The sequence below is a fragment of the Blautia hansenii genome, from assembly GCF_013304445.1.
Taxonomy (GTDB): domain Bacteria; phylum Bacillota; class Clostridia; order Lachnospirales; family Lachnospiraceae; genus Blautia.
This window is the reverse complement of sequence record NZ_JAAITA010000001.1, coordinates 291,414-316,542: the sequence shown is the minus strand read 5'-3', so window position 1 is coordinate 316,542 and position 25,129 is coordinate 291,414. Positions and strand designations below refer to the sequence as shown.

The window sequence follows — 25,129 nt, the reverse complement described above, 5'->3', positions numbered from 1 at the left end:
TATCAAATCATCACCTTTTTGTATTGCCTGATTTTATTTTAACAAAAACAGGCTGCTTTATGCAAGGGTGTTTTCCAAACGGGAAATCTATGTTACACTATATAACAGAATGTAAGGAGGATTTTACTATGGAACACACGACACTACCACATCAGCATGGACAATCAAAAGAGCAGCTTTTAAATCACATGCCTGCCACAGAAAATTTTGAACTTGTATCTTCCATTTTCAAACAGTTAAGCGATCCTACGCGTATCCGCATTTTTTGGATTTTATGTCATTGTGAAGAATGTGTAATTAATATTTCTGCCATGATGGAAATGAGCAGTCCTGCTGTAGCTCATCACCTTCGCCTTCTGCGCAGCAGCGGACTGATTGAATCCCGAAGAGACGGCAAGGAAACTTACTATCGCGCCAGTCTTTCCAGAAAGGCACAAACCCTTCATAAAATGATTGAAGAAATGATGGAGATTTCCTGCATACAATTATAAACTTCCTGCTGTTTCTATTGACAATTATGTTTTTATCCGTTATGATACTAAAGTTGTATAAGGGAGTAGTTAGCTTTGTCAGAAGTCACTGTATCAACATATTGATGAACCTTTCATCTGGTGCAGTGTAACCGGCAAAATTTACTGGCTGTGTTTTGTCGGTCTGTATATAAAACCAGAGGATTTATTCCCGGTCTTTTATATGCAGATAGTTGGAAATACATCTCATATTTTCAATTATGGGTAATAACGAGACTTATCCACGCAGATTTTGTGTGGACAAGTCTCTTTTTATTTGCCCGAAGCAGGCGCACTGCCTTATCCATATACCTGAAATGAAAAAAGGAGGAACCATTATGAGTTTAACAGCCGTATTTTTTGTAGGAGTGGGACTTGCCATGGATGCCTGTGCCGTCTCCTTTGCCAAGGGAATCTCCCTGAAAAAAAACGTAAAAAAATATGCCTTTTTACTGGCTCTGGCTTTCGGTCTCTTTCAGGGACTTATGCCCTTATTGGGCTGGTGGGTGGGCACCCATTTTGAGGCCCTGATTACCTCTGTGGATCACTGGATTGCCTTTTTTTTACTGGGATTTATCGGTCTTAACATGATTCGGGAATCCAAAGAAGCCGGGGCCGAATGCGAAGCCTGCGTGGACAGCATTTCCGGAAAAGAGGTGCTGCTCCTTGCCATTGCTACCAGCATTGACGCCCTGGCTGTAGGTATCAGCTTTGCCTTCCTGCAGGTAAGCATTCTGCCTGCCGTCTGTCTTATTGCCGCCACTACCTTTGTCATCAGCTTCGCTGCTGTATTTCTGGGGAACCGGATAGGCGGAAAATTAGGAAAATACGCTGAAATTGCCGGAGGTGTCATTCTGATTCTCATTGGTCTTAAAATTCTGATTGAGCATTTGTTCGGATAAAAGCGAAGAAGCTGTCGCATAGCAGTTCTTGCACGCGGCAGCTTCTCCTGTATTCACTTCTCTATGTAAGTATCTTTTTCTAAAAATCCCTAAAACAACAGCGCAATTTGGTAAATCACAAAGGCTGCTATCCAGGCAATCACACACTGGCCCAGTACCATGGCTGTTGCCCATTTGCCGCCCAGCTCGCGTTTCACCGAAGCAATGGCTGCTACGCAGGGAGTGTACAACAGGCAGAACACCAGAAGGGCTGCCGCTCCGGCAATGCTCAGGCTGCTCTGTAAAACGGCGGTACTTCCGAACAATACAGTAAGCGAGGAAACCACGCTTTCTTTTGCCAGGAAACCGGAAATTAAGGCAGTCACAACTCTCCAGTCTCCAAATCCCACCGGTGCAAACAAAGGCGCCAGCCAGCCGGCTGCCAGTGCCAGAATACTGTCCTGAGAATCTGATACCATATTCAGTCCGGTATCGAAATTCTGCAAAAACCAAATGACAATGGTAGCGACAAAAATAACGGTAAAGGCCCTCTGCAGGAAATCCTTGGCCTTATCCCACAGAAGATGTCCCACATTTTTCGCTCCCGGCATACGGTAATTGGGAAGCTCCATAACAAAGGGCACAGCTTCTCCCTTAAATGCTGTTTTCTTGAATACCAGCGCCATGACAATTCCCATAACAATCCCAAACACATACAGGCAAATCATAACCAGCGCTTCATACTTTGGAAAGAAGGCAGCCGTGAAAAAAGCATAAATGGGAAGTTTTGCCGTACAACTCATAAACGGTGTCAGCAAAATGGTCATCTTTCTGTCCCTCTCGGAAGGAAGAGTCCGGCTGGCCATAACGCCCGGTACAGTACATCCGAATCCAATGAGCATGGGAACAATACTTCTGCCGGAAAGCCCCAGCTTACGCAGCAGTTTATCCATAATAAAGGCCACCCTTGCCATATAACCGCTGTCCTCCAGAATAGACAGAAAGAAAAACAAGGTCACAATAATAGGCAGGAAGCTGAGCACACTGCCCACACCGTTGAAAATACCGTCAATTATAAGGGAATGTATCACACTGTTCACATGAGCTGCTGTCATAGCCTTATCCGCCAGCTCAGTCAGGGCTGTGATTCCATTTTCCAAAAGGCCCTGCAAAAATGCACCAATGACATTAAAAGTAAGCCAGAACACAATTCCCATAATGCCAATAAAAGCAGGGATTCCTGTATATTTTCCGGTGAGGAAATGGTCCATTTTCCGGCTTCGGATACGCTCCTTGCTTTCCTTGGGCTTGATGATGGTTCCGCTGCACACATCCTCAATGTAGCTAAACCGCATTTGCGCCACAGCAGCCGCGCGATCCATACCTGTTTCTACTTCCGTCTGTCTGGCAATATCTTCCAGAAGATTTTTCTCCTGCTCGGTAAGATGCAGCTGTTCCAACAGCTTACCGTCTCCCTCCATTACCTTACTGGCCGCAAACCGGACGGGAATACCTGCCTGTCCGGCATGGTCCTCAATCAGGTGCATGACGGCATGAATTCCCCGGTGAATCCCTTCTTCTTTGCTGCAAAAATCCATCTTCAAAGGCTTTTCCTGGTATTTCGCCACATGAATGGCATGGCGGATTAATTCTTCAATGCCTTCTCCCTTTGCCGCAGAAATGGGAATCACCGGCACGCCAAGGGCTGCCTCCATTTCGTTCACCATGACAGAACCGCCGTTTTCTCTCAGCTCATCCATCATATTCAATGCCACAACCATGGGAAAGCCCAATTCCAAAAGCTGCATGGTCAGATAGAGATTTCGCTCAATATTGGTAGCATCCACAATATTGATAATGCCTTTTGGCTTTTCTCCGATAACAAATTCACGGGTAACTATTTCCTCACTGCTGTAAGGTGACATGGAATAAATTCCCGGCAAATCCGTAATCAGTGTGTTGGCATGCCCCCGGATAATGCCGTCCTTGCGGTCCACAGTCACACCCGGAAAATTTCCCACATGCTGCTTGGCACCAGTCAACTGATTAAACAGCGTAGTTTTTCCGCAGTTCTGGTTTCCCACCAGGGCAAAGGTCAGGGTTTCACTCTCCGGCAAAGGATTTTCCTGCTTTCTGTCGTGATATTTTCCCCCTTCTCCGTATCCGGGATGATGTTTTTCCGGTCCCGGCTTTTTCACCGTTGCCGCTTTGGGCTCATGAGCTTTGCTAATCTCAATATTCCCGGCATCTTCCAGACGTATGGTCAGTTCGTAGCCGTGTATGCGCAGTTCTATGGGGTCTCCCATAGGCGCATACTTTACAACCGTGACCTCGGTTCCCTGTATCAGCCCCATATCGAGGAAGTGCTGGCGCAAAGCCCCGGTTCCTCCTACGGCAAGTATGGTGGCCGTACTTCCGATTTGTAATTCACTTAGTTTCATTTCAATCTCCCTCTTTTGTACTAAAGATTCTGCACGCGCAGAGCCCGGATGGCATTCAGTACCGCAATCACCATAACGCCTACGTCAGCAAATATGGCAAACCACATATTGGCAATTCCCAGGGCCCCCAGTCCCAGACAGGCAAATTTAATCACCAGGGCAAACACAATATTCTGGTATACAATACCCAGACATTTTCTGGAAATCCGGATGGCCTTTGAAATCTTCATCGGGTCATCATCCATCAATACCACGTCTGCAGCTTCAATGGCTGCATCAGAGCCCATGGCGCCCATGGCAATTCCGATATCTGCCCGTGTCAGCACCGGAGCGTCATTGATACCATCTCCCACAAAGGCCAGCTTCGCTTTTGTCCCTTTCTTCGCCAACAGTTCTTCTACCTTTTCCACTTTTCCTGCAGGCAGAAGTTCGCTGTAAACTTCATCAATCCCAAGTGTTTCCGCAACCTGTTCGGCTACTGCTTTCGCATCTCCGGTGAGCATAACGGTTTTTTCCACGCCTGATTTTTTCAGCCTTTTGACTGCTTTTTCCGCATTTGGCTTTATAACATCGGAAATTACAATGTGTCCCGCATAAGCCCCGTCCACAGCCATATGAATAATGGTTCCCACTTTGTGACAGTCACGATATGCAATTCCCAGACGTTTCATTAACTTACTGTTTCCGGCTGCCACTTCTCTTTTGTCTACTTTTGCCAGGATTCCTTCTCCGCTGATTTCCTGAATGTCCTCTACCCGGCTTCTGTCAATTTCTTTTCCATAAGCCTTCTGAAGACTCTTACTGATAGGATGAGAAGACGCACATTCTGCCAAAGCGGCATATTCTAAAAGCTTGGCCTCTTCCATCTTATTGTGATGAATTCCCGTGACCTCAAAGACTCCCTGGGTCAGAGTTCCTGTTTTATCAAAAACCACATATTTCGCCTGAGACAGTGTTTCCATGTAATTCGAACCTTTAATCAGTACACCCGCTTTACTGGCTCCGCCGATACCGGCAAAAAAACTGAGCGGAATACTGATAACCAGTGCACAGGGACAGCTGATAACCAGGAAAGTCAGCGCACGGTAAATCCACATGCTCCAAGCAGCCTCCTGCCCCAGAAACAGCAGCTGAATCAGCGGCGGAAGCACGGCAAGAGCCAGGGCTCCATAGCAGACAGCCGGCGTATAAACTCTGGCAAATTTGGTAATAAAGTTCTCGGATTTGGATTTCCGTGAACTGGAGTTTTCCACCAGTTCCAGAATTTTAGAAACTGTAGATTCCTCAAATTCCTTTGTGGTTCTGATTCGCAGCACGCCCGTCATATTAATGCAGCCGCTGATAATCTCGTCGCCCGCTTTTACATCCCTTGGAAGACTTTCTCCCGTCAGAGCGCTGGTATTTAAGCTGGAAGTTCCCTCTAAAACAATGCCGTCCAGAGGTACTTTTTCTCCCGGCTGCACCACAATAATACTGTCTACAGCCACCTCGTCCGGGTCTGTTTTTTCCCATTTCCCGTCCCGCTCTATGTTGGCATAATCCGGCCGGATATCCATAAGTGCACTGATATTTCTCCGGCTTTTGCCTACTGCATAACTCTGGAACAATTCACCAATCTGGTAAAACAGCATAACCGCAATGGCTTCGTTATAATCTCCGCTTCCGGAATAAATTGCCAGAGCAAAAGCTCCTACTGTGGCAATGGCCATAAGAAAGTTCTCATCAAATACCCGGCGGTTTAAAATTCCCTTCCCCGCTTTTCTTAAAATATCATATCCGATTATCAGGTAAGCAGCCAGATACAAAGCCAGCTGCAGCAGACCCGACACAGATATAAACTGCAGAATAAGAACCATCACAGCCGTAATCACAATTCGTATCAGCATTTTTTTCTGCTTTTTACTCATAATTTTCTCCTTTCGCTTTATTATATCCCATATCTACTTTTTTTGTATAGGAATTTCTTATCTTTTTTAAATTTTGAAGGGGATGCACTTACCGCAGCATCCCCACACCCTTATCATCTTTGTTTAAAACTCAATTTCACAGTCAGGCTCTACTTTTCTACATGCCTTTAAAACTTCTTTCATAACCTTTTTCGGTTCCTGGCCTTCTTCAAACTCCACAATCATTTTCAGTGCCATGAAGTTTACCGTTGCATTTGCAACACCGGCTGTTTTCTTTGCAGCTTCCTCCATCAGATTTGCACAGTTTGCGCAGTCTACTTCGATTTTATAAGTTTTTTTCATGATAAGTACTCCTTTCTCATTCAATATTTCTTTAACAATTAAACATTTGTTTAATCTATATTTGTACTATAATGGATGTTATCCAAAAAGTCAATACTTTTTCTCACTTTTTTACCAGATTGCCATAAAATAAGAATGTAACAGAACTCTCTCTTTGTTCTGTGAAAACATAGACAGAAAGGTTTGAATCATGGATAATTATCGAATGCATTATAATGCCTGCCGTTCCTGCCGGGTTATGCCCCGTGAGGCTGTCCGGAAAAGCGCTCCGGTTTCTTCAGGCTGCGGCTGCTCAGACCGGGTAGACAATACAGGAATTTACACACATGCGGACCATTTGCCTCTTACTATGGCCTATGTTCCCTGCCAGCAGTTCTCTACTGTTTTTGATTTATGCAAAGCATTTCCCATGGGTACTATTTTTCCGGAACTTTGCAAACCATTTTGCGGAAAGCGAGGTGTCAGACGATGAAAAATCCCCGTTCCTGTTCTCAGGCGGAACTTTTCTCTATGATTAACCAGGTCAGTTTCGCAGTGAACGACATGACTCTTTATCTGGATACCCACCCGGACGACGACGATGCTATGGCTTATTTTTGTGAAAATACAGCGCTCCGGAAAGAGCTTCTGAAAGAATATGCAGCCCGCTTCGGTCCTCTCACACTGGACAGCGACAGCGAAAACTGCAGACAGTGCTGGGATTGGGTCATGCAGCCCTGGCCTTGGGAAGGAGTGTGTTAAAAGATGTGGAATTATGAAAAACGACTGCAGTTTCCTATCAATATCAAAAAACCTGATGCCAGAGCAGCGCAGGTGATTATCAGCCAATATGGCGGCCCTGACGGAGAAATGGGCGCCTCCATGCGATATCTGTCCCAGCGATTCGCCATGACCAACCGGATAGCTATGGGAACATTGACGGATATCGGAACCGAAGAATTGGGGCATTTGGAAATGGTAGCCACCATTGTTCACCAGCTTACCCGCAACCTCTCTATGGAAGAAATTGAAAAATCCGGTTTTGCCCCCTATTATGTGGACCATACAGTAGGTATCTGGCCACAGGCGGCAGGGGGAATTCCTTTCAACGCCTGTGAATTTCAGTCCAAGGGCGACCCTATCACGGATTTATTTGAGGATATAGCAGCAGAACAAAAGGCTCGAACCACTTACGACAACATTCTGCGCCTGATTGATGACCCTGATGTCATTGCCCCCATCAAATTCCTCCGCGCCAGAGAAATCGTTCATTTTCAGCGTTTCGGTGAAGTTTTAAGAAGCGTTCAGGAAGACCTGGATTCCAACAACTTCTATGCCTTTAATCCGGCGTTTGATATGCCCTGTAAGGCATCCTGCAAAGACAATACCTGTAACTGCAGCAAATAATTAAAAAATATTTCAAAAACAGGCGGGTATATCCTTTTCCTATATCTGCCTGTTTCTTATTTTTTCCTGTACAATTTTTCTTTTCTATCTGTCCTTTTTTCTCATACAATGATAAAATAAAGAGAACGATAACCTACAACACATGAGGAGGTAACATATGGAATATCGCAAATTTGAAAAACTGGGAGTCTCTCCCTCTCTTCTGGGATTTGGCTGTATGCGCTTTCCCCAGAATACAGATGGCACCATTAACGAAAAAGAAGCCCAAAAACTTCTGGACACCGCTATAAAAGCCGGAGTGAACTACATAGACACAGCCTACCCCTATCACAACGGGGAAAGCGAACCCTTTCTGGGACGTACCTTGAAAAAATACCCCAGGGAATCCTTTTATCTGGCTACCAAACTTCCCATGTGGGATATAAAAACATCGGAAGACGTGAAAAAAATTTTTTACAAACAATTAGAACGTCTCCAGACCGACTATGTGGATTTTTATCTGATTCACTGTCTGGACAAGGAAAAATGGCAGCAGGTGCTGGATTTAGGTGTGATTCCATTTCTGGAGGACATGAAACAGCAGGGGAAAATCCGCTTTCTTGGTTTCTCCTTCCATGACGATTTTGATACCTTTAAAAAGATTCTCACCTACAGAGACTGGGATTTCTGTCAGATTCAGTACAATTACATTGACACAGAAATCCAGGCTGGTGACCGGGGCTATGAACTGACAGAAGAGCTGGGAATTCCTCTGGTCATTATGGAACCGGTAAAAGGCGGCGCTTTAGCTTCTCTTCCACAGGAAATTTCTGTCCGGTTTACAGACTTTGATCCTCTTTGCAGCCTTGCATCCTGGGCTCTTCGCTGGGTGGCCAGCAAACCAAACGTAAAGGTTGTTTTGAGCGGTATGTCCACCATGGAGCAGGTAAAAGACAATCTGGACACCTTTACAGACTTTACACCTCTCTCTCTTCAGGAAAAAGAAGTGGTTGCTGATGTGGCGGCTGCCATCCGCCAGAGAACGAAAAACGGCTGTACCGGCTGTGCCTACTGCATGCCCTGCCCCTTTGGCGTAGATATCCCGGGGAACTTCCGTATCTGGAACGAATGGTCCATGTACGGAAACGATGCCAAAACAAAGCATGCTTATTTTACAGACATGAAAGAATCCGCAAGAGCCGACCAGTGTAAAAAATGCGGCAAATGCGAAACGGTCTGTCCTCAGGCTCTCTCCATTCGCGAGAATCTGGAAACAGCAGCAAAGGAACTGGGTGAATTAGACAAATAGCAAAAAAATCACAGAAAAAAGACACCTCATCGCGAAGTGTCTTTTCTGTTTCTTCCATATAAATAGTAAACCTTTATGCTTCTTCCCTGTCATTGGTCAGCTTCAGCTTATCCAGTACATAGAAGATAAGGCTCAGTGCCATACCCACGATACAGGCCAGTACCATGCCTCTTAATTCGATTTCTCCGATGCTCACCGTAATTCCGGAAAGTCCTGTGACAAAAATTACAGAGGTAAGCGCCAGGTTTCTGGAACGGCCGTAATCCACTCTTCCGTCTACCAGAATACGAATACCGGAAGTACCAATCATACCATACAGAAGGAAGGAAATTCCTCCGATAACCGGACCCGGAATGGTATTGATGAGCGCTGTCAGCTTTCCGATAAAGGAGCAGATAATGGAAAGCACGGCTGCTCCGCCGATAACATACACGCTGTACACACGGGTCATGGCCATAACACCGATATTCTCCCCATAGGTGGTTGTGGGCACAGAGCCGATAAAACCGGATATCATGGTAGAAAAGTTATCTGCAAACAGCGAGCGGTGCAGACCTGGATTTTTCAGCAAATCTCTTCCCACGATTTTTCCTGTTACAATCTGGTGTCCGATATGCTCGGAAGTTACAACCAGAATCACCGGAAGGATAATGACAATGGCCTGCATGTCAAACTTCGGTGTGCTGAAATTCGGCAATGCAAAAAGAGAAGCCTCTGACACTGCAGTAAAGTCTACGATACCGCAGGCAATGGCTGCAACATAACCAGCAATAATAGCAATGAGGATAGGAATAACAGAAAGGAATTTCCGAAATACCACAGAGCCAAACACGGCTACACCCAGCGTTACCAGAAAGACAATGACATTGCCGCTTTTCAGTTTCTCGTCCAACATCCCTGCATTGCTGGCTGCCGTAGAGGACAACTCCAGACCAATCAGGGCAACCACCGGCCCCATAGCCGCAGGAGGCAATACCACATCAATCCAGTCCGAACCGAATTTGTAAATAACCAGTGCCAGGATACAGCCGCAGAATCCCACAGCCACGAAACCGCCCAGGGCATATTCGTAACCAAACTTGCTGATAACAATGCTGGCCGGAGCGATAAAAGCAAAGCTGGAGCCCAGGTAGGCCGGTGCTTTTCCTTTTGTAATCAAAATGAAAAGCAGAGTTCCCACACCATTCATAAACAATACAATGGCTGGGTTAATGCCAAAAATAAACGGAACCAGCACAGACGCACCAAACATGGCAAACATATGCTGAATACTCAATGGAATCAAAAGTTTTGGCGGTACTTTCTCTTCCACTTGGATAATTTTACGATTTTCCACAGTTTTTCTCCCTTACTTTTTAATATTCGTCTTATATTAGCATACATTGTTCCAAAATACCAGAAAAAAATGCTTTCCCTTTCAACAAAAAAGGGAAACTGCCGCAAAACAGGTTCCCTTTTGAGGTCTTTTATTTTGTTTCCAAATCAAATCCGAAGTAACGCACTGCATTATTATAGGAAATTCCTTTGACAATTTTCTCCAGATTCTTCATATCCTTTGGATATTCTCCGTTTTCTACCCAGCCGCCGATAAGCTCGCACATAATTCTTCTGAAGTACTCATGTCTTGGGTAAGACAGGAAACTTCTGGAATCAGTCAGCATACCGATGAAGTTGCCCAGAAGACCCAGATTTGCTAAAGAAGTCATCTGCTTCATCATACCTGTTTTGTTGTCGTTGAACCACCATGCAGAACCCTGCTGAATTTTTCCGATAGCATCGCTGTTCTGGAAGCAGCCCAGAATCGTTCCGATTAATTCGTCATCTCCCGGATTTAAGCTGTATAAAATCGTTTTTGGCAGGTTTTTTGCTTCATTGACTGCGTTTAAGAAGTCTGCAAGCTGTTCGCCCGGTGCAAAGTTGCTGATACAGTCGAATCCCGTATCCGGGCCGAGTTTTGCGTACATAGCTTTGTTGTTATCTCTCTTACAGCCATAGTGTAACTGCATTACCCAGTTCATTTCTTCATATTTTCCTGCCAGGAACAGCATAAATGCAGTTTTGTATTTTGCTGCATCTTCTTTTGTGATTTCTTTTCCTGCCAGACGGTCTGCAAAAATTCTTTCTACTTCTTCGTCACTGGCCGGTGCATACATGACATAGTCCAGACCATGGTCAGAAATAGAACAGCCCATGCTGTCAAAGTATTCCATTCTCTTTGCAATGGCTTCTTTTAAGTCTGCAAACGTTTTGATTTCCACACCGGAAACCTGGGACAGTTTGCCAAGGTATTCTACGAAATCCGGTTTTTCCACATTGGTAGCCTTGTCCGGTCTCCATGCAGGCAGCACCTGTACATCAAAAGTTTCATCTTCTTTGATAACCTTGTGCCATTTCAAATCATCAATGGGGTCATCTGTAGTGCAAAGCAATGTTACATTTGACTGTTTAATCAGGTTTCTTACACTCATGGAATCTTCCTGCAATTTGGCATTGCACAGGTTCCACACTTCTTCTGCGGTTTCTCCGTTTAATACACCGGTGTAGCCAAAGTATCTCTGCAGTTCCAGGTGACTCCAGTGAAACAACGGATTTCCGATAGCTTTTTCCAAAGTTTCCGCCCATTTCTGGAATTTTTCTCTGTCCGGTGCGTCTCCGGTGATATAGTATTCGTCCACACCATTGGAACGCATCTGACGCCATTTGTAATGGTCGCCTCCAAGCCATACCTGTGTAATGTTCTCAAACTTTCTGTCCTCAGCGATTTCCTGAGGATTGATATGGCAGTGATAGTCCAGTACAGGAACCTGCGCTGCGAAATTATGATACAATTCCTGTGCTGTCTCTGTACTGAGTAAAAAATCTTTGTCCATAAATGCTTTCATATGAACAGCCTCCTTATAAATTTATTTTAGACATATCCCATAAGGCCAGGCAGCCACAGACTCAGCTGAGGGATATAAGTTACCAGCATCAGTACCACAAAGATTGCGGCAAAGTATACCAGAAGCTGTTTGAATACGGTTTCAATCTTAACGTTACCTACCTTTACACCTACAAACAAAGTTGTTCCAACCGGAGGTGTAATGGTTCCGATACACAGGTTGAAAATCAGCATAATACCAAAGTGAATGGTATTCATGCCCAGTGCGGTACAAACCGGAAGGAAAATCGGTGTGAAAATCAGACACGCCGGTGTCATATCCATAAAAGTACCTACAATCAGCAGGATAATATTAATCATCAGAAGAATCACAATCTTGCTGTCACTGATAGCTAAAAGTCCGTTGGAAACCAGAGTCGGGATATTGGTAAAGGCCATAACCCAGGACATAATGCTGGACACACCAATCAGGAAAATAATGATACCTGTCATCTCCGCACTGTCTTTTAACAGAGCCGGAATATCTTTTAATTTAATGGATTTGTATCCAAACAAGGATAACAATAAGCTGTATACAACCGCAACCACAGAACCTTCTGTCGCTGTAAATACACCAGCAATAATACCACCGATTACAATAATAATCAACAGCAAACATGGAAGTGCCTGAAAAATAATGTTCATGGCTTCTTTAAATGTAAACTTCTGTTTGCTTCTGTAATTTCTCTTCTTGGCAATAAAATAAATAACAATCATACAAGCCAGACCCCAAAGAATACCGGGAATATAGCCTGCCATGAAAAGGGCTGCCACCGAAGTTCCTCCACTCACCAAAGAAAAGGTAATCATAACGTTACTTGGAGGAATCAGAAGTCCTGTAGGCGCTGTTGCAATGTTGGCTGCTGCGGAAAAGTTCGGGTCATACCCCTCATCTTTTTCAATCGGTCCGATAATAGAACCCATAGCAGAAGCAGCCGCTGTACCGGAACCGGAAATCGCACCGAACAACATGTTAGCCAGAACGTTTGTCTGTGCCAGAGCACCTGGTGTACGTCCTGTCACCAGTTTTGCAAGATTAATCAGACGGACTGCAATACCGCCCTTGTTCATAATGTTTCCGGCCAGAATAAAAAACGGAATGGCCAGCAGACTGAATACGGAGATACCGGAAAAAATTCTCTGGGCTCCTGTTAAAACTGCAACACTGGTATCCATAACCGGAAGAATTGCACACACGGAAGAAATTCCCAACGCAACGGCGATGGGCACACCGGCAACCAGCATGATAACCAGCAAGACCAAAATAATCAGACCTGAAATAATTGCTGTATTCATATACTTCTCCTCCCTCTTATTCCTTTACTTCTCTCTGTTCTCTTTCATATCCTGCAGCCAAATCTACAATATTCAGTATAGAGTAGATGACAATCAGAATACCGGAAAGAGGAACGACCGTATAGATAACACCCATAGGAACCCCTAAAGAAGCAGTCACCTGTGTCATGGTCAGCCCCATAATATTCCAGCCGCCGTACACCATAACACTGCCTGCCAAAAACATAACCAGAATCTCAATTATGATTTCCAGCACTTTTCTCGGTGTTCCTGTTAATTTGTCTGCAATAAATCCCATACGCATATGGTCTCTTTTCCCAAATACGTAAGCGGAAGCCAGAAGCGCCATCCAGGTAAAGCTGTAAGTCAGAAGTTCCTCTGACACGGTACTTGGGCTATTGAAAAAATAACGAACTACAATCTGATACGTTCCCACAATTACCATCAGTGCAAACAGAGCTGCACAGGCCCAGCTTAATACCAGGTCAATTCCTTTACGGATTTTATGCAATACGTTCATTACTCTGCCTCCTTATCTGTGTATTTCGCGTTGATTTCCTGAATGCGGTCATACAAATCCTGAATGTCCGGATTTTCCTTAAGCATCTCGTCCTGCACACCGGCTACTTTGTCTTTAAACTGCTGAATGTCCACATCAATAAATTCCACACCCATGTCGTCCTGGGCAATTTTCTTTGCCTCTTCTACCTGTACATCCCATTCCTCCAGTTCTACTTCTGTAGACAGTCTGGCAGCTTCCTCAAAAACTTCTCTTTCTTCGTCGCTTAAGCTGTTTAAGAATTTCAGGTTTCCGATTAACATATCCGGCACCATCTGATGCTTATTGTAAGAGAAGTATTTGGCAACTTCTCCGTGTTTGTTGTTAGTCAGAGCCAGTTCGTTGTTCTCCGCGCCGTCAATAACACCCTGCTGAATGGCTGTATAAACTTCACCAAAACTCATTGGAGAAGCGGCAGCACCAAAGGCTTTGGCCATATTTACACTGGCTGGTGACTGCTGTACACGGATTTTCAGGCCTTTCAGGTCATCCGGTGTATGGATTGGCTTTGTTGCATAGAAGTTACGGGTTCCTGCATTGTACCAGGTCAGTACGCGGAATCCGGCTTCGTCTGTAGAAGCATACACCTGGTTCATATAATCTGTATCATTCATAACTTCATGATAGGCATCCTCTGAAGTAAACAGATATGGCATACTGAAAACCTCATATACATCTGCAAAGGTTTCCAGGTTTGCAGTACCTGCCACTACGAAGTCAATGGCGCCTGTCTGTGTCAGTTCAATGGCTTTCTGCGCAGAACCCAGAAGTTCATTTGGGAAAATCTGTACTTCATACTTATCACCCAGATTTTCTTCTACATACTCTTTAAATTTCAAAAGACCCAGATGTTCCGGGTGGGTTTCAGACTGTGCATGAGAAATACGGATAATTCTCTTTCCTCCTGTCACGGAAGAAGCACAGCCGGACATGCCCGCAATTACGGTAACACAAAGAGCTGCTGCTAAAATTCTTTTTAAACCTTTCATTCTTCCTTGTCCCTTCCTTTTGTTTCTGTTTTAGAAATTTGTTGTTCCCCGTTTTATCAGATGACATCTGATAGAACGCTTATGCCGTATGGATTTGCCTTCCAGAAGCTGCATGAGCGAATCTGCGGCTGTTTTGCACAGCGCATCGCTGCGGCTGTCTACAGAAGTCAATTCCGGCTCGCAGCACACGGCAAGTTCTGAATTGTTGAACCCAACGATATTCACATCTTCCGGCACCCGAAGCTGCTTTTTGTTTGCATATTTCAATGCACCCACCGCAAGCCCGTCATCCGTAGCTACCACTGCATCAAAAGAAAGTCCCTCTTTTGATAATAAGTTTTCCCTGACCGTGGCTATTTTATTTTCCGTAAAAATTTTCAGTTCCTCCACAACGGGAAGACCATTGTCCCTCAGTGCGTCTTCATATCCTGAAAGTTTCTGTGTAGCACTGTAAGAATGGGAATCATAGAGAAACAATATCCGCTGTCTGCCCGCCTCTGTCAGTGCGCAGACAGTGTCATACATAATCTGATAATTTTCAGACAGTACACAGTACACACCCGGGCAGCGGATATACCCATTAATTAAAAAAACCGGAGCTTTCTCTGCAGCTTCGCTTAAATAACGTATGTCTTCTTCGCCTCCGTCTCCTGCATAGTGGGAGCCCACCAGTACCAGCGCGTCAATTTTTTTCCGGAGTATCATCTGCACAGACTTTACTTTGCTTTCATATTCATAACCGCTGCAATAAAGAATACAGTCATACCCATAGTTTCGGAAGCTTTTCTCCAAGTAAGCCACCGCTTCTGCCATATAGGCATCTGACACATCGGGGCAGACAATGCCCACTGTTTTCATGGAATTCAGTCCAAGTCCCCGGGCAAATACATTAGGTGTGTAATTCTGTTCCTCCATGACTGCCCGCACTTTCTGCTTTGTTTTTTCGCTGACTTTTGGGCTGTCATTGACGACCCTGGAAACCGTTGCGATAGAAACATCTGCAAGCCTGGCAATATCATAGATGTTCATACAATTCCTACTTTCTTTTTCCCGCTTTTTGCGGGATTTTGATGTAAGCCCTTACATCTTGTTTTTTATTATACCGAACCTTTATAGAAAATGCAAAACCTTTATCATTGTAATTTTTTACAATTTTACACGCGTTTTTTTATGCAATTTTAATATTTTTTGTTTTTTTATAAGATTCATATTGACGTTTTCGAGATTCGGCAGTACATTAAATGTAAGCCCTTACATTTCTGGCTTTGTATATTTTTAGGAGGAATATAAATGCAGAAATATATCAAAATTCATCCTGCCGACAAGGTTGCAGTTGCCCTTTGTCCGTTAGCGGCAGGAACAGAAGTTACTATTGAAAATCAGACACTGATTCTCACAGAGGATATTCCTCAGGGACACAAATTTGCTCTGGAAGATTTGTCTGAAAATCAGCCGGTTATCAAATACGGCTATCCTATTGGGATTACCAAAGAGGCGGTAAAAGCCGGCTCCTGGATTCATGTGCACAATATGAAGACGGGACTGGGAGATTTGCTTACTTATAAATATGAGAAACAGGACGCAGTCCTTACTCCTACCGAAGAACGGTTCTTCCAGGGATACCGCCGTGCAGACGGCAAGGCAGGCGTACGCAACGAACTCTGGATTATCCCTACTGTAGGCTGTGTCAACAATGTGGCTACTGCCATTGAAAGAAAAGCCCAGAGCCTTGTGCAGGGAAGCATTGAGGCCATTGCTGCCTTCCCTCATCCTTACGGCTGTTCCCAGATGGGGGATGACCAGGACAACACCCGCCAGATTCTGGCAGACCTTATCAACCACCCCAATGCAGGCGGTGTGCTGGTGCTGGGACTTGGCTGTGAAAACAGCAACATTGATGAACTGAAAAAATTCATCGGTCCTTACGATGAAAACCGGGTAAAATTTCTGGTGGCTCAGGAATGTGAAGACGAAATCGCCGAAGCCTTAAAGTTGATGGAGGAACTGGCTGCCTACGCAGGAAAGGCGCAAAGAGAACCTATTAGCTGCAGCGAACTGATTATCGGCATGAAGTGCGGCGGCTCAGACGGACTGTCCGGTATCACGGCCAACCCGGTCGTGGGCGCTTTCTCCGACTTGCTGATATCCAAAGGAGGCACCACCATTCTCACAGAGGTTCCGGAAATGTTCGGCGCAGAAACGCTTCTCATGAACCGCTGTGAAAACGAAGAACTCTTTGACAAAACCGTACATCTGATTAATGACTTTAAGAACTATTTCACCAGCCACAAGCAGACCATTTACGAAAATCCCTCTCCGGGGAATAAAAAGGGCGGTATCTCTACTTTAGAGGACAAGTCCATGGGCTGTACCCAGAAATCCGGCTCTGCCCCTGTAAGAGGCGTCCTTTCCTACGGGGAGCCGGTAAAAGAAAAAGGCTTGAACCTGTTAAGCGCACCGGGCAATGATTTGGTAGCTTCTACCGCACTGGCTGCTTCCGGCGCACACATTGTCCTCTTTACCACAGGAAGGGGAACCCCTTTTGCATCTCCGGTACCTACTGTAAAAATCTCCAGCAATTCCAACCTCTACGGTCATAAAAATAACTGGATTGATTTCAACTGCGGCACCATGGTAGAAGGAACTTCTCTGGCCGAACTGAGCAATCAGCTTTTCGATTATGTCACAGCCGTTGCTTCCGGAGAAGAAGTAAAATCAGAAAAAGCAGGCTTCCACGATATGGCTATTTTTAAGCAGGGAGTCACTCTTTAATAAAAATTTTAATTCAGGAGGAAAACACCATGAAAAAATTAAACTATCAGACACTGGAAGAACAGGGTTACAACGGATACCTGTTAAAAGACGCACCGGAACGGGTACTGCAGTTCGGAGAAGGCAACTTTCTTCGTGCTTTTGTGGACTACTTTATTGACATGATGAACGAAAAAGCAGGTTTTAACAGCAAGGTCGTTCTGGTACAGCCAATCGCCAACCATGGCGGTTTTAACCTGGCTGATGTCATCAATGAACAGGAAGGTCTGTATACCTTGTATTTAAGAGGTTTTGAAAACGGACAGAAAGTAAATGACAAGCGCGTCATTTCCTGTGTCAGCCGCTGCTTAAATGTTTACAGTGACTACGAAGCAGTTATGGCCTGTGCAGAAAATCCGGAACTGCGCTACATCACCTGCAACACCACAGAAGCAGGTATTTCCTATGACCCCTCCTGCCAGTTTACAGACACACCGCCGGCCAGCTATCCTGCAAAGCTGACTCAGTTCTTATACCACAGATTTGAAAAATTCGGAAAAGAAGCCGGAAAAGGCTTTGTGATTCTGGCCTGCGAACTCATTGACAACAACGGAAAAGAGCTGGAAAAATGTGTGCTCACCTATGCACAGCAGTGGAACCTGGGCGAAGATTTCATTCGCTGGATTAAAACCGAAAACATCTTCTGCTCTACTTTAGTAGACCGTATTGTAACCGGATTCCCAAGAAATGAAGCTGCTGCCATCAACGAAGCAAACGGCTACGAAGACAACATCATCGACACCGGAGAGGTTTTCGGCTTCTGGGTTATCGAAGGGCCGGAATCTCTGAAAAAAGAACTTCCATTTGCCGAAGCAGGACTTCCTGTACTGATTACAGACGACCACAAACCATACAAACAGAGAAAAGTCCGTATCTTAAACGGCGCTCACACTTCCATGGTTTTAGGCGCTTACCTGGCAGGACAGGATATTGTAAGAGACTGTATGCATGATGAAACAATCTTAAACTTCATGAACAAGACCATTTACGATGAAATCATTCCAACCCTGTCTCTTTCTGAGGAAGACTGCAAGGACTTCGCTGCTGCTGTCACAGAGCGTTTCAAAAACCCGTTCATTGACCACGCGCTGATGTCCATTTCCCTGAACTCTACTTCCAAGTGGAGAGCCCGCGTTATGCCGTCCTTAGAAGGTTATGTAAGCAAATTTAACAAGCTGCCGAAATGCATTACAGCTTCCTTTGCATTCTACATCTCCTTCTACCGCGGAACCGAACTGACCGACGCAGGACTTGTAGCAAAGCGTCCAAACGGGGATACTTACACGATTTCCGATGACCGGGCCGTACTGGAATTCTACTACGCACACAAAGAAGACAGCGCAAAAGACCTGGTACATGCAGTCTGCACCAACACAGAATTCTGGGGCAAGGATTTAACCGAAATCCCGGGATTTGAAGCAGAAGTTGCTGCCATTGTAGAAAACATTGAAGCACACGGAACATACGAAGAAATGAAAAACTGCCTGAACTAAACCATATGCAAGCTGCAAAAAGGCTGCCGCACGAAATCCATCCGGTTTTGTGCAGCGGCCTTTTACTATTACCACTCCAGTAACAGGGCTCCCCAGGTAAGCCCTGCTCCAAATCCGGAAAGCACCAGCTTATCCCCTCTCTGCAGTTTTCCCTCCCGGTTCAGTTCATCCAGCAAAAGAGGAATACTGGCCGCAGAGGTATTTCCATACTCCTCCATGTTCATGGGAAACTTTTCCTCCGGCTCCTGCAGCCGCTTTGCCGCACCAGAAAGAATCCGGCTGTTCGCCTGATGGAGAATATAATACCGGATGTCTTCTTTTGCCGTGCCGTTCTGTGCCAATACTTCTTCGATACACTGGGGCACCTTTTTCACGGCAAATTTAAAGACCTCCTGCCCTTCCATTTCCAGACTGCTGCTGTTCTCAGCTGCTTTATGGCCTTCCGGGCAGGTCAGCACTTGTCCTCTGCTGCCGTCTGCATGCTGTACCATTCCCACAATACCTTTCCCGTCTGCTTCCAACACTACAGCCCCTGCCCCATCTCCAAAGAGCACACAGGTGCTGCGGTCCTCCCAGTCCAGCAGCCTGGACAGCTTCTCTGCCCCAATCACAAGAATCTTTTCATAAATCCCGCTTTTTAAATAGGCCCAGGCTGTGCCCAGGGCAAAGAGAAACCCTGAGCATGCCGCATTCATATCAAAGGCTGCCGCACGGACAGCTCCGATACGTGCCTGCACCTGACACGCGGTTCCCGGAAAGAGCATTTCTCCAGAGCAGGTAGCTACCAGCAGAAGGTCAATCTCCTCCGGCAAAATTTTCGCATTTTCCATGGCTTTTTGGGCTGCTTCTGCCGCCAAATCTGCTACGGTTTCATCTACTGCAATCCTGCGCCTGTGTATCCCGGTACGGCTGTAAATCCATGCATCGCTGGTATCCACCAGTTCCGAAAGCCTTTCATTTGTGATACATAAATCCGGAACACAGCTTCCTGTTCCTGTAATTCTTCCTGTTCTCTGTTCTGCCATGTTTTTTCCTTTCTTTCTGTTATTTTATTTCTATTTCAAATATTTTGTATTTCAAACTATTGTATTCAGTATACCTTTCTTTCTGTCTTTTGTCAATTCTTTTCCCCTTCTTACGTTCCTCTCTTATCTTCTCTGAAAAATGTTAAAAAAAGGACGACCCCCTCACTGGCTGTCGTCCTTGTATATCTTTTTAATTTCCTGAGATAACTCCCGGTTCAAATCATCCAAATCAATACCGATTCCGCTTCCCATATAAGGTATCTGCTGCTTTTCCCTTGGCTCGTACTGCCGCTGTCCCACCTGGTACTCCTGAGTTCTGTCAAGGTCTTCCCTGTCACCTCTGTCTGTAGCTTCTTCTTCCGGCGGCTGATAATCGCTGTCATAATCTCCGTCATCATAATCATCATCCGTAAAAATACTTCTCCGTTTTTCAAGCGCCTTGTCCTTTGCCGTTTTCTTTGCGGAACCTTTCTGAACTACTTTCGTTTTCTTTACAACTTTCTTCTTCCTTCCTGTGGGAAGTCCGCCTCTCTTCTTCCTGCTGCCGGAAGGAAGGTGAAATACTTTTGCTTCCCAGTCCTCTCCTTTCATCAGCGGCGCTGCCTGTACTGCAGCTCCGATAACAGCCAGTATGATGCCCAGCACCAACTCCCCGCCTGTATTTTTTGCCATCATGGCAAAGAGCAGATGAATCCCTCCAATACCGCCGCAGACTGCCGTAATTCCGATAACCATCTGCTTTTCATATCCCAGAGCCAGCGTTCCTGCAAAAACGCCTGCCACCAGTGCAATGATATGCTGGGTCAGAGATGCATCCTCAAAGAAGGTGAGTATCAGAGCGTAAACCAGCCCGGTACACATGAAAAAAACGCCGAACTTATAAAGCAGCCAGGCCAGAAGCCCAAAAATCAAAGCTCCTGCCGCACCGCAGACCAGAGCCATCACTTTGTCCTGCAGGAAATAGTATCCTGCAGCTCCGCCGCCTCCGGCTCCTGCCAGAATTCCCAGGATACAGCCCCAGACTTTGCGAAGCCGATAGCCCATGAAACAGTTCAAAAGTGCAAAAACTGCCCCCGCAAGATAAATCACCACCATATACTGCTGTGGAATTGTATCCCAATACTCCTTCATACGTTCCAGTACCTGTGATATCTGTATATTCATAAATCCTTACATTCCTTTCAGATATACATGCTTAATATATTTCAGTGTTTCCTTTTCGCCTTTTTCCGCCAGCATGCGAAGCAGCTGTTCCAAATCCCGGTTGGTGTCCTCATGGACAAACCACAGTTTTTCCTTGCTGGCCAGAAAATACTGCAAAGGCGCCTCGTCTGTATACGTATCCGGATGATAATTCCGGGAGGCGCTAATGCGGTCCATAACCATTTCTGCAATGTATTTCCGCGGCATGGGCACGCCCCGGATAACGGTATTGCAGTCAATACCATAATCTACCCAGTGTTCAAAATGATGCTTGTTCCTCCCATAATGGTGTATCCAGGAGGTGGAGAGCCCGGTTGCTTCCCGCTCTGCATTGTTGGGACTCCGATTACCCTGATAATATTTACAACCCACGGAAAACTCTGTCCAGGAATACTTGGACAAATCGTGAAGAAGCCCCTGTTTGTAAAGTCCTATTTTAAAGCAATATTTCATCACTAAAAGCTTGTGCCTTGTAATCGTCTTAAAATGTTCCCAGCTCCGCATGTCTTTTCGTCCTGCTTTCCTTTTAAAATCATAATTGTCCTGGGAGGAACCAGCAGGGTCTTATCCTCTGCTTTATGGACCCCTCCGTTCTCTTCCTGGTCTGTCCGCATAACCATGTTCCAGATAATTTCTCCCGGTATGCCCGGAAGTGCAATTTCATGAGCCACCCAGTGGAAATTTACCGCCAAAAACAAAAACTCCCGTTCCTGCCCGCAGTAATCTCCGCAGTACATCACACCCAGACAGCGAAGGCTTTTTTCCTTAGGAACATACCAGGCCTGATTGCCGTGATAAGAAATATCAGGATACCCAAGCGCCTGGTAATCTATACCTCTTGGCTCTTCGTCCATATGAAAAACGCTGTTTTCTTTCCTAATGGCAATGGCTTTCTTCACAAAGGTAAAAATCGGCTCGCTGCGCTGTATGCCGCTCCAGTCTATCCAGCCCAATTCATTGTCCTGACACCAGACATTGTTGTTTCCCTTCTGGGTATTGCCCCATTCATCTCCCTGATAAATCAGCGGCGTCCCCTGGGCAGACAAAAGAAGTGCAAAGGCATTTTTCAGCTGCTGCAGCCGCAGCTTCCGAATACTTTGTTTCCTGGTAGGGCCTTCCGCTCCGCAGTTCCAGGTACAGTTGTATTCGATACCGTCCTGATTGTTTTCTTTGTTTGCCTCATTGTGCCGCTCCTCATAAGATACCATATCCATCATGGTGAACCCGTCCTGGTCTGCCACATAATTAATGACGCCGCTGCAAAGGGGATTTCTTTTGCTGCGGAACATGAACTCCTCCATCATGCCCTCTTCTCCCTTCAGAAGACGGCGCATACAGTAGAGAAATCCTTCATTGTATTCTGCCGCCCCTTTATAAAAAGGCTTTTCCCGGTTCAGAATGGTCTCTCCATCCACATCGTGAAAAAACAGTTTGCTTCCCGCCAGAAGCGCGTCTTTCATAAACAAGGCCTGGGGAATGTCTTCTCCCATAAGGTGAAATCCATCCACATGGTACTCGGTTTTCCAGTAGCGCAGAATATCCAGTATCGTGGAGGGCGCTGTCTCCTTTTCAAAATAAAATTCCATGAGGCATTCCAGATTGGCGCTGTGAAGGGCATTTACCAGATGTTTAAATTCTTTCACCGGGCTGGCCGTGGCGGAAAATGCCGCCTTTGGAGCAAAGTAACAGGCCTCCCCCGTATAGCCCCAACAGTTTACCCGCCAGACATCCTCCTTCTCCTGCTTCGGCGCGCAGGAATATTTTTTGCTTCTGGTCTGTAATCCCATACGCTCCCGATACTCATAAGCAGGCATTAAAAGCACACTGGTAACTCCCAGTTCCTGCAGATAGGGAATCTTTTCCTCCAGACCTGCGAATGTGCCTTTTTTCTTCACTTTGGAACTTCTGTGCATGGTAAAACTGCGCACCTGTACCTTATATAAAATAGTATCTGACAGAGTTTTTGGCCGAAATTCCCTGTCTGTCCATACAAATTTATCTTCTTTATATCTGCAGCAAGGTTCTTCTTCTCCCGCTTTTCCAAAGTCCGGCATATGACAGAGGCTCTGTGCGTAAGGGTCTTGCCGCACAACTCCGTCTATACGGAAATTATACCAGACTTCTGTGCCCGTCAGTCCTGTAACTTGAAGTGAAAGCAGATTACCCTGTCTGCTTTCCTCCGGAAAAGGAAATACAGTAAGGATTTTTTCTCCGTCTTTTCGCTCATACAGCAACAGTTCTGCCTTGCTTTCCGGGAATACCTCTGCCGTAAATACGTAAGTTCTCCCTTTTCTTTCTATACCCGGGCGGCATGGGATTCCCGGTACTGCCTGTATTTTTTCTTCTGTCTCTATCCTTTTGCTGTTCATGCCGTCACCTCATTTCTCTGCCTCATGAATGCAAAGATTCCTTTTCTGCACACATTTTTTTCATATAATCATAAACTGGCGCTGCATGGGCTTCATCTGTCAACGTCACCAAAACATCGCCGGCCTGCAGCATGGTTTTTCCTTTGGGAATCAATTCTGTACCGTTTCGCTTTACGGCCACAAGCAGGCAGTCGCCCGCCCAGTTAATCTGCTGTATCTGCTGCTTATGCAGCGGACTTCCATGGCAGATAATAAATTCCTGGAGAATTTTGCCTCCTGTCTTTTCCGGCACCTGCTGGCCTCTTCTTCTTAAAAGAGAATCCAGAAGGCTTTCGTAAATAGGTTCCGATTTCAGTCCGGAAGCTACCAGATAAGCTACAATAGATACCAGTGACATGGATAACATTTGGCTAACCTGCCCCGTCATCTCAAAAATCAGGATAATTCCTGTAATCGGCGCTCTTACAATGGCTGTAAAATACCCGGCCATAGCCAAAAGCACAAAATTGCTGATATAAGAAGCCTCCAGTCCCATATATTTCACGGCAAAGGTGCTGTACATGCCTCCGAGCAAAGCCCCCAGTACCAGAAGCGGAAAGAAAATACCGCCCGGCGCCCCGGAACCAAAGCAGATAAGGGAAAACAAAAATTTTACTGCAAACAGCACTGCAAGGGATTGCAATACCATATTCCCCCGTGCCGCCATATCAATAAGTCCATGACCGCTGCCCAATACCTCCGGCAGCAAAAGCCCCAGAACGCCTGCCAGCAAAAAAGGAATCAGAAGTCTTGTGGTTTCATTCAGCCCTTTTGCCTTAAAATACAGCCCCTGCACCCATATGGTCATCTTATTATAAAAAGCCCCCATAACGCCCAGCAAGACTCCCAGAATCACAATATGCCAGTAATACCGGGGTGCCACTTCCTGTCCGATATCAAACTGAAACACAGAAGTAAATCCCAGAAATTCGCCGGATATGTAGTCTGCAGTAATGGAAGCTGTCATAACAGATACCAGTACAGATACAGAAAAATTTTTATGTATTTCTTCCAGAGAAAACAGAACCCCTGCAAGCGGAGCGTGAAAGGCTGCCGCAAGTCCGGCGCTGGCGCCGCAGGTCAGCAGGTACCGCTCCTCCGTCTTTTCTCTTTTTAACGCTTTGGAAACTGCCTTTCCCGCCATGGCTCCAATCTGAATAGACGGACCTTCTCTTCCCAGAGAAAGACCGGAAAACAGGGACAGAAAACCGCCCAGAAACTTGGCCGGAAGTACCTTCCACCATACCTGGTCCAGTTTTCCCATCATTTCTCCCTCTACCTGAGGAATACCGCTGCCGGAAATCATGGGTTCAAACTTCACCAGTTTGCCTACAATACAGGCCAGAACAAACAGTGCCAGAAACCAGCCTCCTAAAAGAGCGGGATATTTCCGGGCATATTCCAGAACAAGATTCATTCCCCTGCCCGCGTACTCCAGAAGCACCCGGTACAAAAGCACAACCAGTCCGGCAACGATACCCACCAGAAATCCTTCTGCCGTGAGAATAGTTTTAAAATGTTCCGCCCGTTTCAGCAGATGTGATGTACCTTTTTTCAACGTTCTTTCCCCTCTTTTCTTAACATAGACATTTTCATTATACTTGTCCTATGGCAAAATTGCAAATCCTTTCTGTGGTTGCATTCCCTCGGTCCATCTGTTAAAATATGAGC

The 25,129-nt window shown here is 45.6% G+C and carries 22 protein-coding genes; 8 read left to right on the top strand and 14 right to left on the bottom strand.

The window, feature by feature from the left end; genetic code table 11:
- Window positions 1-128 precede the first annotated feature (128 nt).
- Complete coding sequence (locus G5A70_RS01480) at window positions 129-491, top strand: ArsR/SmtB family transcription factor (RefSeq protein ID WP_173747348.1); 363 nt, start codon at window positions 129-131, stop codon at window positions 489-491.
- 356 nt (window positions 492-847) lie between these two features.
- Window positions 848-1,411, top strand: a complete 564-nt coding sequence (locus G5A70_RS01475) for a manganese efflux pump MntP family protein (RefSeq protein WP_173747347.1) — start codon at window positions 848-850, stop codon at window positions 1,409-1,411.
- A gap of 89 nt (window positions 1,412-1,500) precedes the next feature.
- Here the strand turns inward: G5A70_RS01475 and feoB are convergent, their stop codons facing one another.
- The 3 genes from feoB to G5A70_RS01460 form a co-directional block, all read right to left on the bottom strand.
- Window positions 1,501-3,831, bottom strand: coding sequence for a ferrous iron transport protein B (feoB, locus tag G5A70_RS01470; protein ID WP_173747346.1), 2,331 nt, complete (start codon window positions 3,829-3,831; stop codon window positions 1,501-1,503).
- A 20-nt stretch (window positions 3,832-3,851) separates the two neighbouring features.
- Window positions 3,852-5,738 carry a heavy metal translocating P-type ATPase gene (locus G5A70_RS01465; RefSeq protein WP_173747345.1) on the bottom strand — a complete coding sequence of 629 codons (1,887 nt, stop codon included), beginning with the start codon at window positions 5,736-5,738 and terminating at the stop codon, window positions 3,852-3,854.
- Between the two features lie 123 nt (window positions 5,739-5,861).
- Window positions 5,862-6,080 (bottom strand): cation transporter, encoded by a 219-nt coding sequence (locus G5A70_RS01460; protein ID WP_173747344.1) that lies wholly within the window; start codon window positions 6,078-6,080, stop codon window positions 5,862-5,864.
- Window positions 6,081-6,270: 190 nt separating this feature from the next.
- Here G5A70_RS01460 and G5A70_RS01455 point away from each other — a divergent pair, with 190 nt between their 5' ends.
- From G5A70_RS01455 to G5A70_RS01440, 4 genes are all read left to right on the top strand, one after another.
- A complete protein-coding gene (locus G5A70_RS01455; protein ID WP_226853432.1) occupies window positions 6,271-6,552 on the top strand; it encodes a spore coat associated protein CotJA in 282 nt (93 codons plus the stop codon).
- The gene (locus G5A70_RS01450; protein WP_173747343.1) at window positions 6,549-6,821 is read left to right on the top strand and encodes a spore coat protein CotJB; all 273 of its coding nucleotides are present in this window, start codon (window positions 6,549-6,551) and stop codon (window positions 6,819-6,821) included. The genes G5A70_RS01455 and G5A70_RS01450 overlap by 4 nt, the downstream gene beginning before the upstream one ends.
- Window positions 6,822-6,824: 3 nt before the next feature.
- Window positions 6,825-7,466 carry a manganese catalase family protein gene (locus G5A70_RS01445; RefSeq protein WP_173747342.1) on the top strand — a complete coding sequence of 214 codons (642 nt, stop codon included), beginning with the start codon at window positions 6,825-6,827 and terminating at the stop codon, window positions 7,464-7,466.
- Between the two features lie 157 nt (window positions 7,467-7,623).
- Window positions 7,624-8,754, top strand: coding sequence for an aldo/keto reductase (locus G5A70_RS01440; protein WP_173747341.1), 1,131 nt, complete (start codon window positions 7,624-7,626; stop codon window positions 8,752-8,754).
- A gap of 73 nt (window positions 8,755-8,827) precedes the next feature.
- Here the strand turns inward: G5A70_RS01440 and uraA are convergent, their stop codons facing one another.
- The 6 genes from uraA to G5A70_RS01410 all read right to left on the bottom strand — a co-directional run bounded on the left by uraA (window position 8,828) and on the right by G5A70_RS01410 (window position 15,547).
- The gene (uraA, locus tag G5A70_RS01435; RefSeq protein ID WP_173747340.1) at window positions 8,828-10,090 is read right to left on the bottom strand and encodes a uracil permease; all 1,263 of its coding nucleotides are present in this window, start codon (window positions 10,088-10,090) and stop codon (window positions 8,828-8,830) included.
- Window positions 10,091-10,220: 130 nt separating this feature from the next.
- Window positions 10,221-11,636, bottom strand: coding sequence for a glucuronate isomerase (gene uxaC, locus G5A70_RS01430; RefSeq protein ID WP_173747339.1), 1,416 nt, complete (start codon window positions 11,634-11,636; stop codon window positions 10,221-10,223).
- 26 nt (window positions 11,637-11,662) lie between these two features.
- Window positions 11,663-12,970, bottom strand: coding sequence for a TRAP transporter large permease (locus G5A70_RS01425; RefSeq protein ID WP_173747338.1), 1,308 nt, complete (start codon window positions 12,968-12,970; stop codon window positions 11,663-11,665).
- 16 nt (window positions 12,971-12,986) lie between these two features.
- Window positions 12,987-13,490: a TRAP transporter small permease gene (locus tag G5A70_RS01420; protein ID WP_173747337.1), complete on the bottom strand. Its 504-nt coding sequence runs from the start codon at window positions 13,488-13,490 to the stop codon at window positions 12,987-12,989.
- Window positions 13,490-14,518: a TRAP transporter substrate-binding protein gene (locus G5A70_RS01415; protein ID WP_173747336.1), complete on the bottom strand. Its 1,029-nt coding sequence runs from the start codon at window positions 14,516-14,518 to the stop codon at window positions 13,490-13,492. Before G5A70_RS01415 ends, G5A70_RS01420 begins: the two co-directional genes overlap by 1 nt.
- A 30-nt stretch (window positions 14,519-14,548) precedes the next feature.
- Window positions 14,549-15,547, bottom strand: a complete 999-nt coding sequence (locus G5A70_RS01410) for a LacI family DNA-binding transcriptional regulator (RefSeq protein ID WP_173747335.1) — start codon at window positions 15,545-15,547, stop codon at window positions 14,549-14,551.
- Between the two features lie 261 nt (window positions 15,548-15,808).
- On the opposite strand from G5A70_RS01410, the gene G5A70_RS01405 reads away from it, so the two are divergent.
- Entirely contained in the window at window positions 15,809-17,290 is a 1,482-nt protein-coding gene (locus G5A70_RS01405) for a UxaA family hydrolase (protein WP_173747334.1), read from the top strand.
- 29 nt (window positions 17,291-17,319) lie between these two features.
- Complete coding sequence (locus G5A70_RS01400; protein ID WP_173747333.1) at window positions 17,320-18,822, top strand: tagaturonate reductase; 1,503 nt, start codon at window positions 17,320-17,322, stop codon at window positions 18,820-18,822.
- Between the two features lie 68 nt (window positions 18,823-18,890).
- Here the strand turns inward: G5A70_RS01400 and G5A70_RS01395 are convergent, their stop codons facing one another.
- From G5A70_RS01395 to G5A70_RS01375, 5 genes are all read right to left on the bottom strand, one after another.
- The gene (locus G5A70_RS01395; RefSeq protein ID WP_173747332.1) at window positions 18,891-19,847 is read right to left on the bottom strand and encodes a beta-ketoacyl-ACP synthase III; all 957 of its coding nucleotides are present in this window, start codon (window positions 19,845-19,847) and stop codon (window positions 18,891-18,893) included.
- A 162-nt stretch (window positions 19,848-20,009) separates the two neighbouring features.
- Window positions 20,010-21,011, bottom strand: coding sequence for a hypothetical protein (locus tag G5A70_RS01390; protein WP_173747331.1), 1,002 nt, complete (start codon window positions 21,009-21,011; stop codon window positions 20,010-20,012).
- Window positions 21,012-21,017: 6 nt separating this feature from the next.
- Window positions 21,018-21,554, bottom strand: a complete 537-nt coding sequence (locus G5A70_RS01385; protein ID WP_173747330.1) for a DUF5662 family protein — start codon at window positions 21,552-21,554, stop codon at window positions 21,018-21,020.
- Entirely contained in the window at window positions 21,506-23,419 is a 1,914-nt protein-coding gene (locus G5A70_RS01380) for a glycogen operon protein GlgX (protein WP_180211070.1), read from the bottom strand. Before G5A70_RS01380 ends, G5A70_RS01385 begins: the two co-directional genes overlap by 49 nt.
- 22 nt (window positions 23,420-23,441) lie before the next feature.
- Entirely contained in the window at window positions 23,442-25,016 is a 1,575-nt protein-coding gene (locus tag G5A70_RS01375) for a ClC family H(+)/Cl(-) exchange transporter (protein ID WP_173747329.1), read from the bottom strand.
- Between the last annotated feature and the right edge of the window lie 113 nt (window positions 25,017-25,129).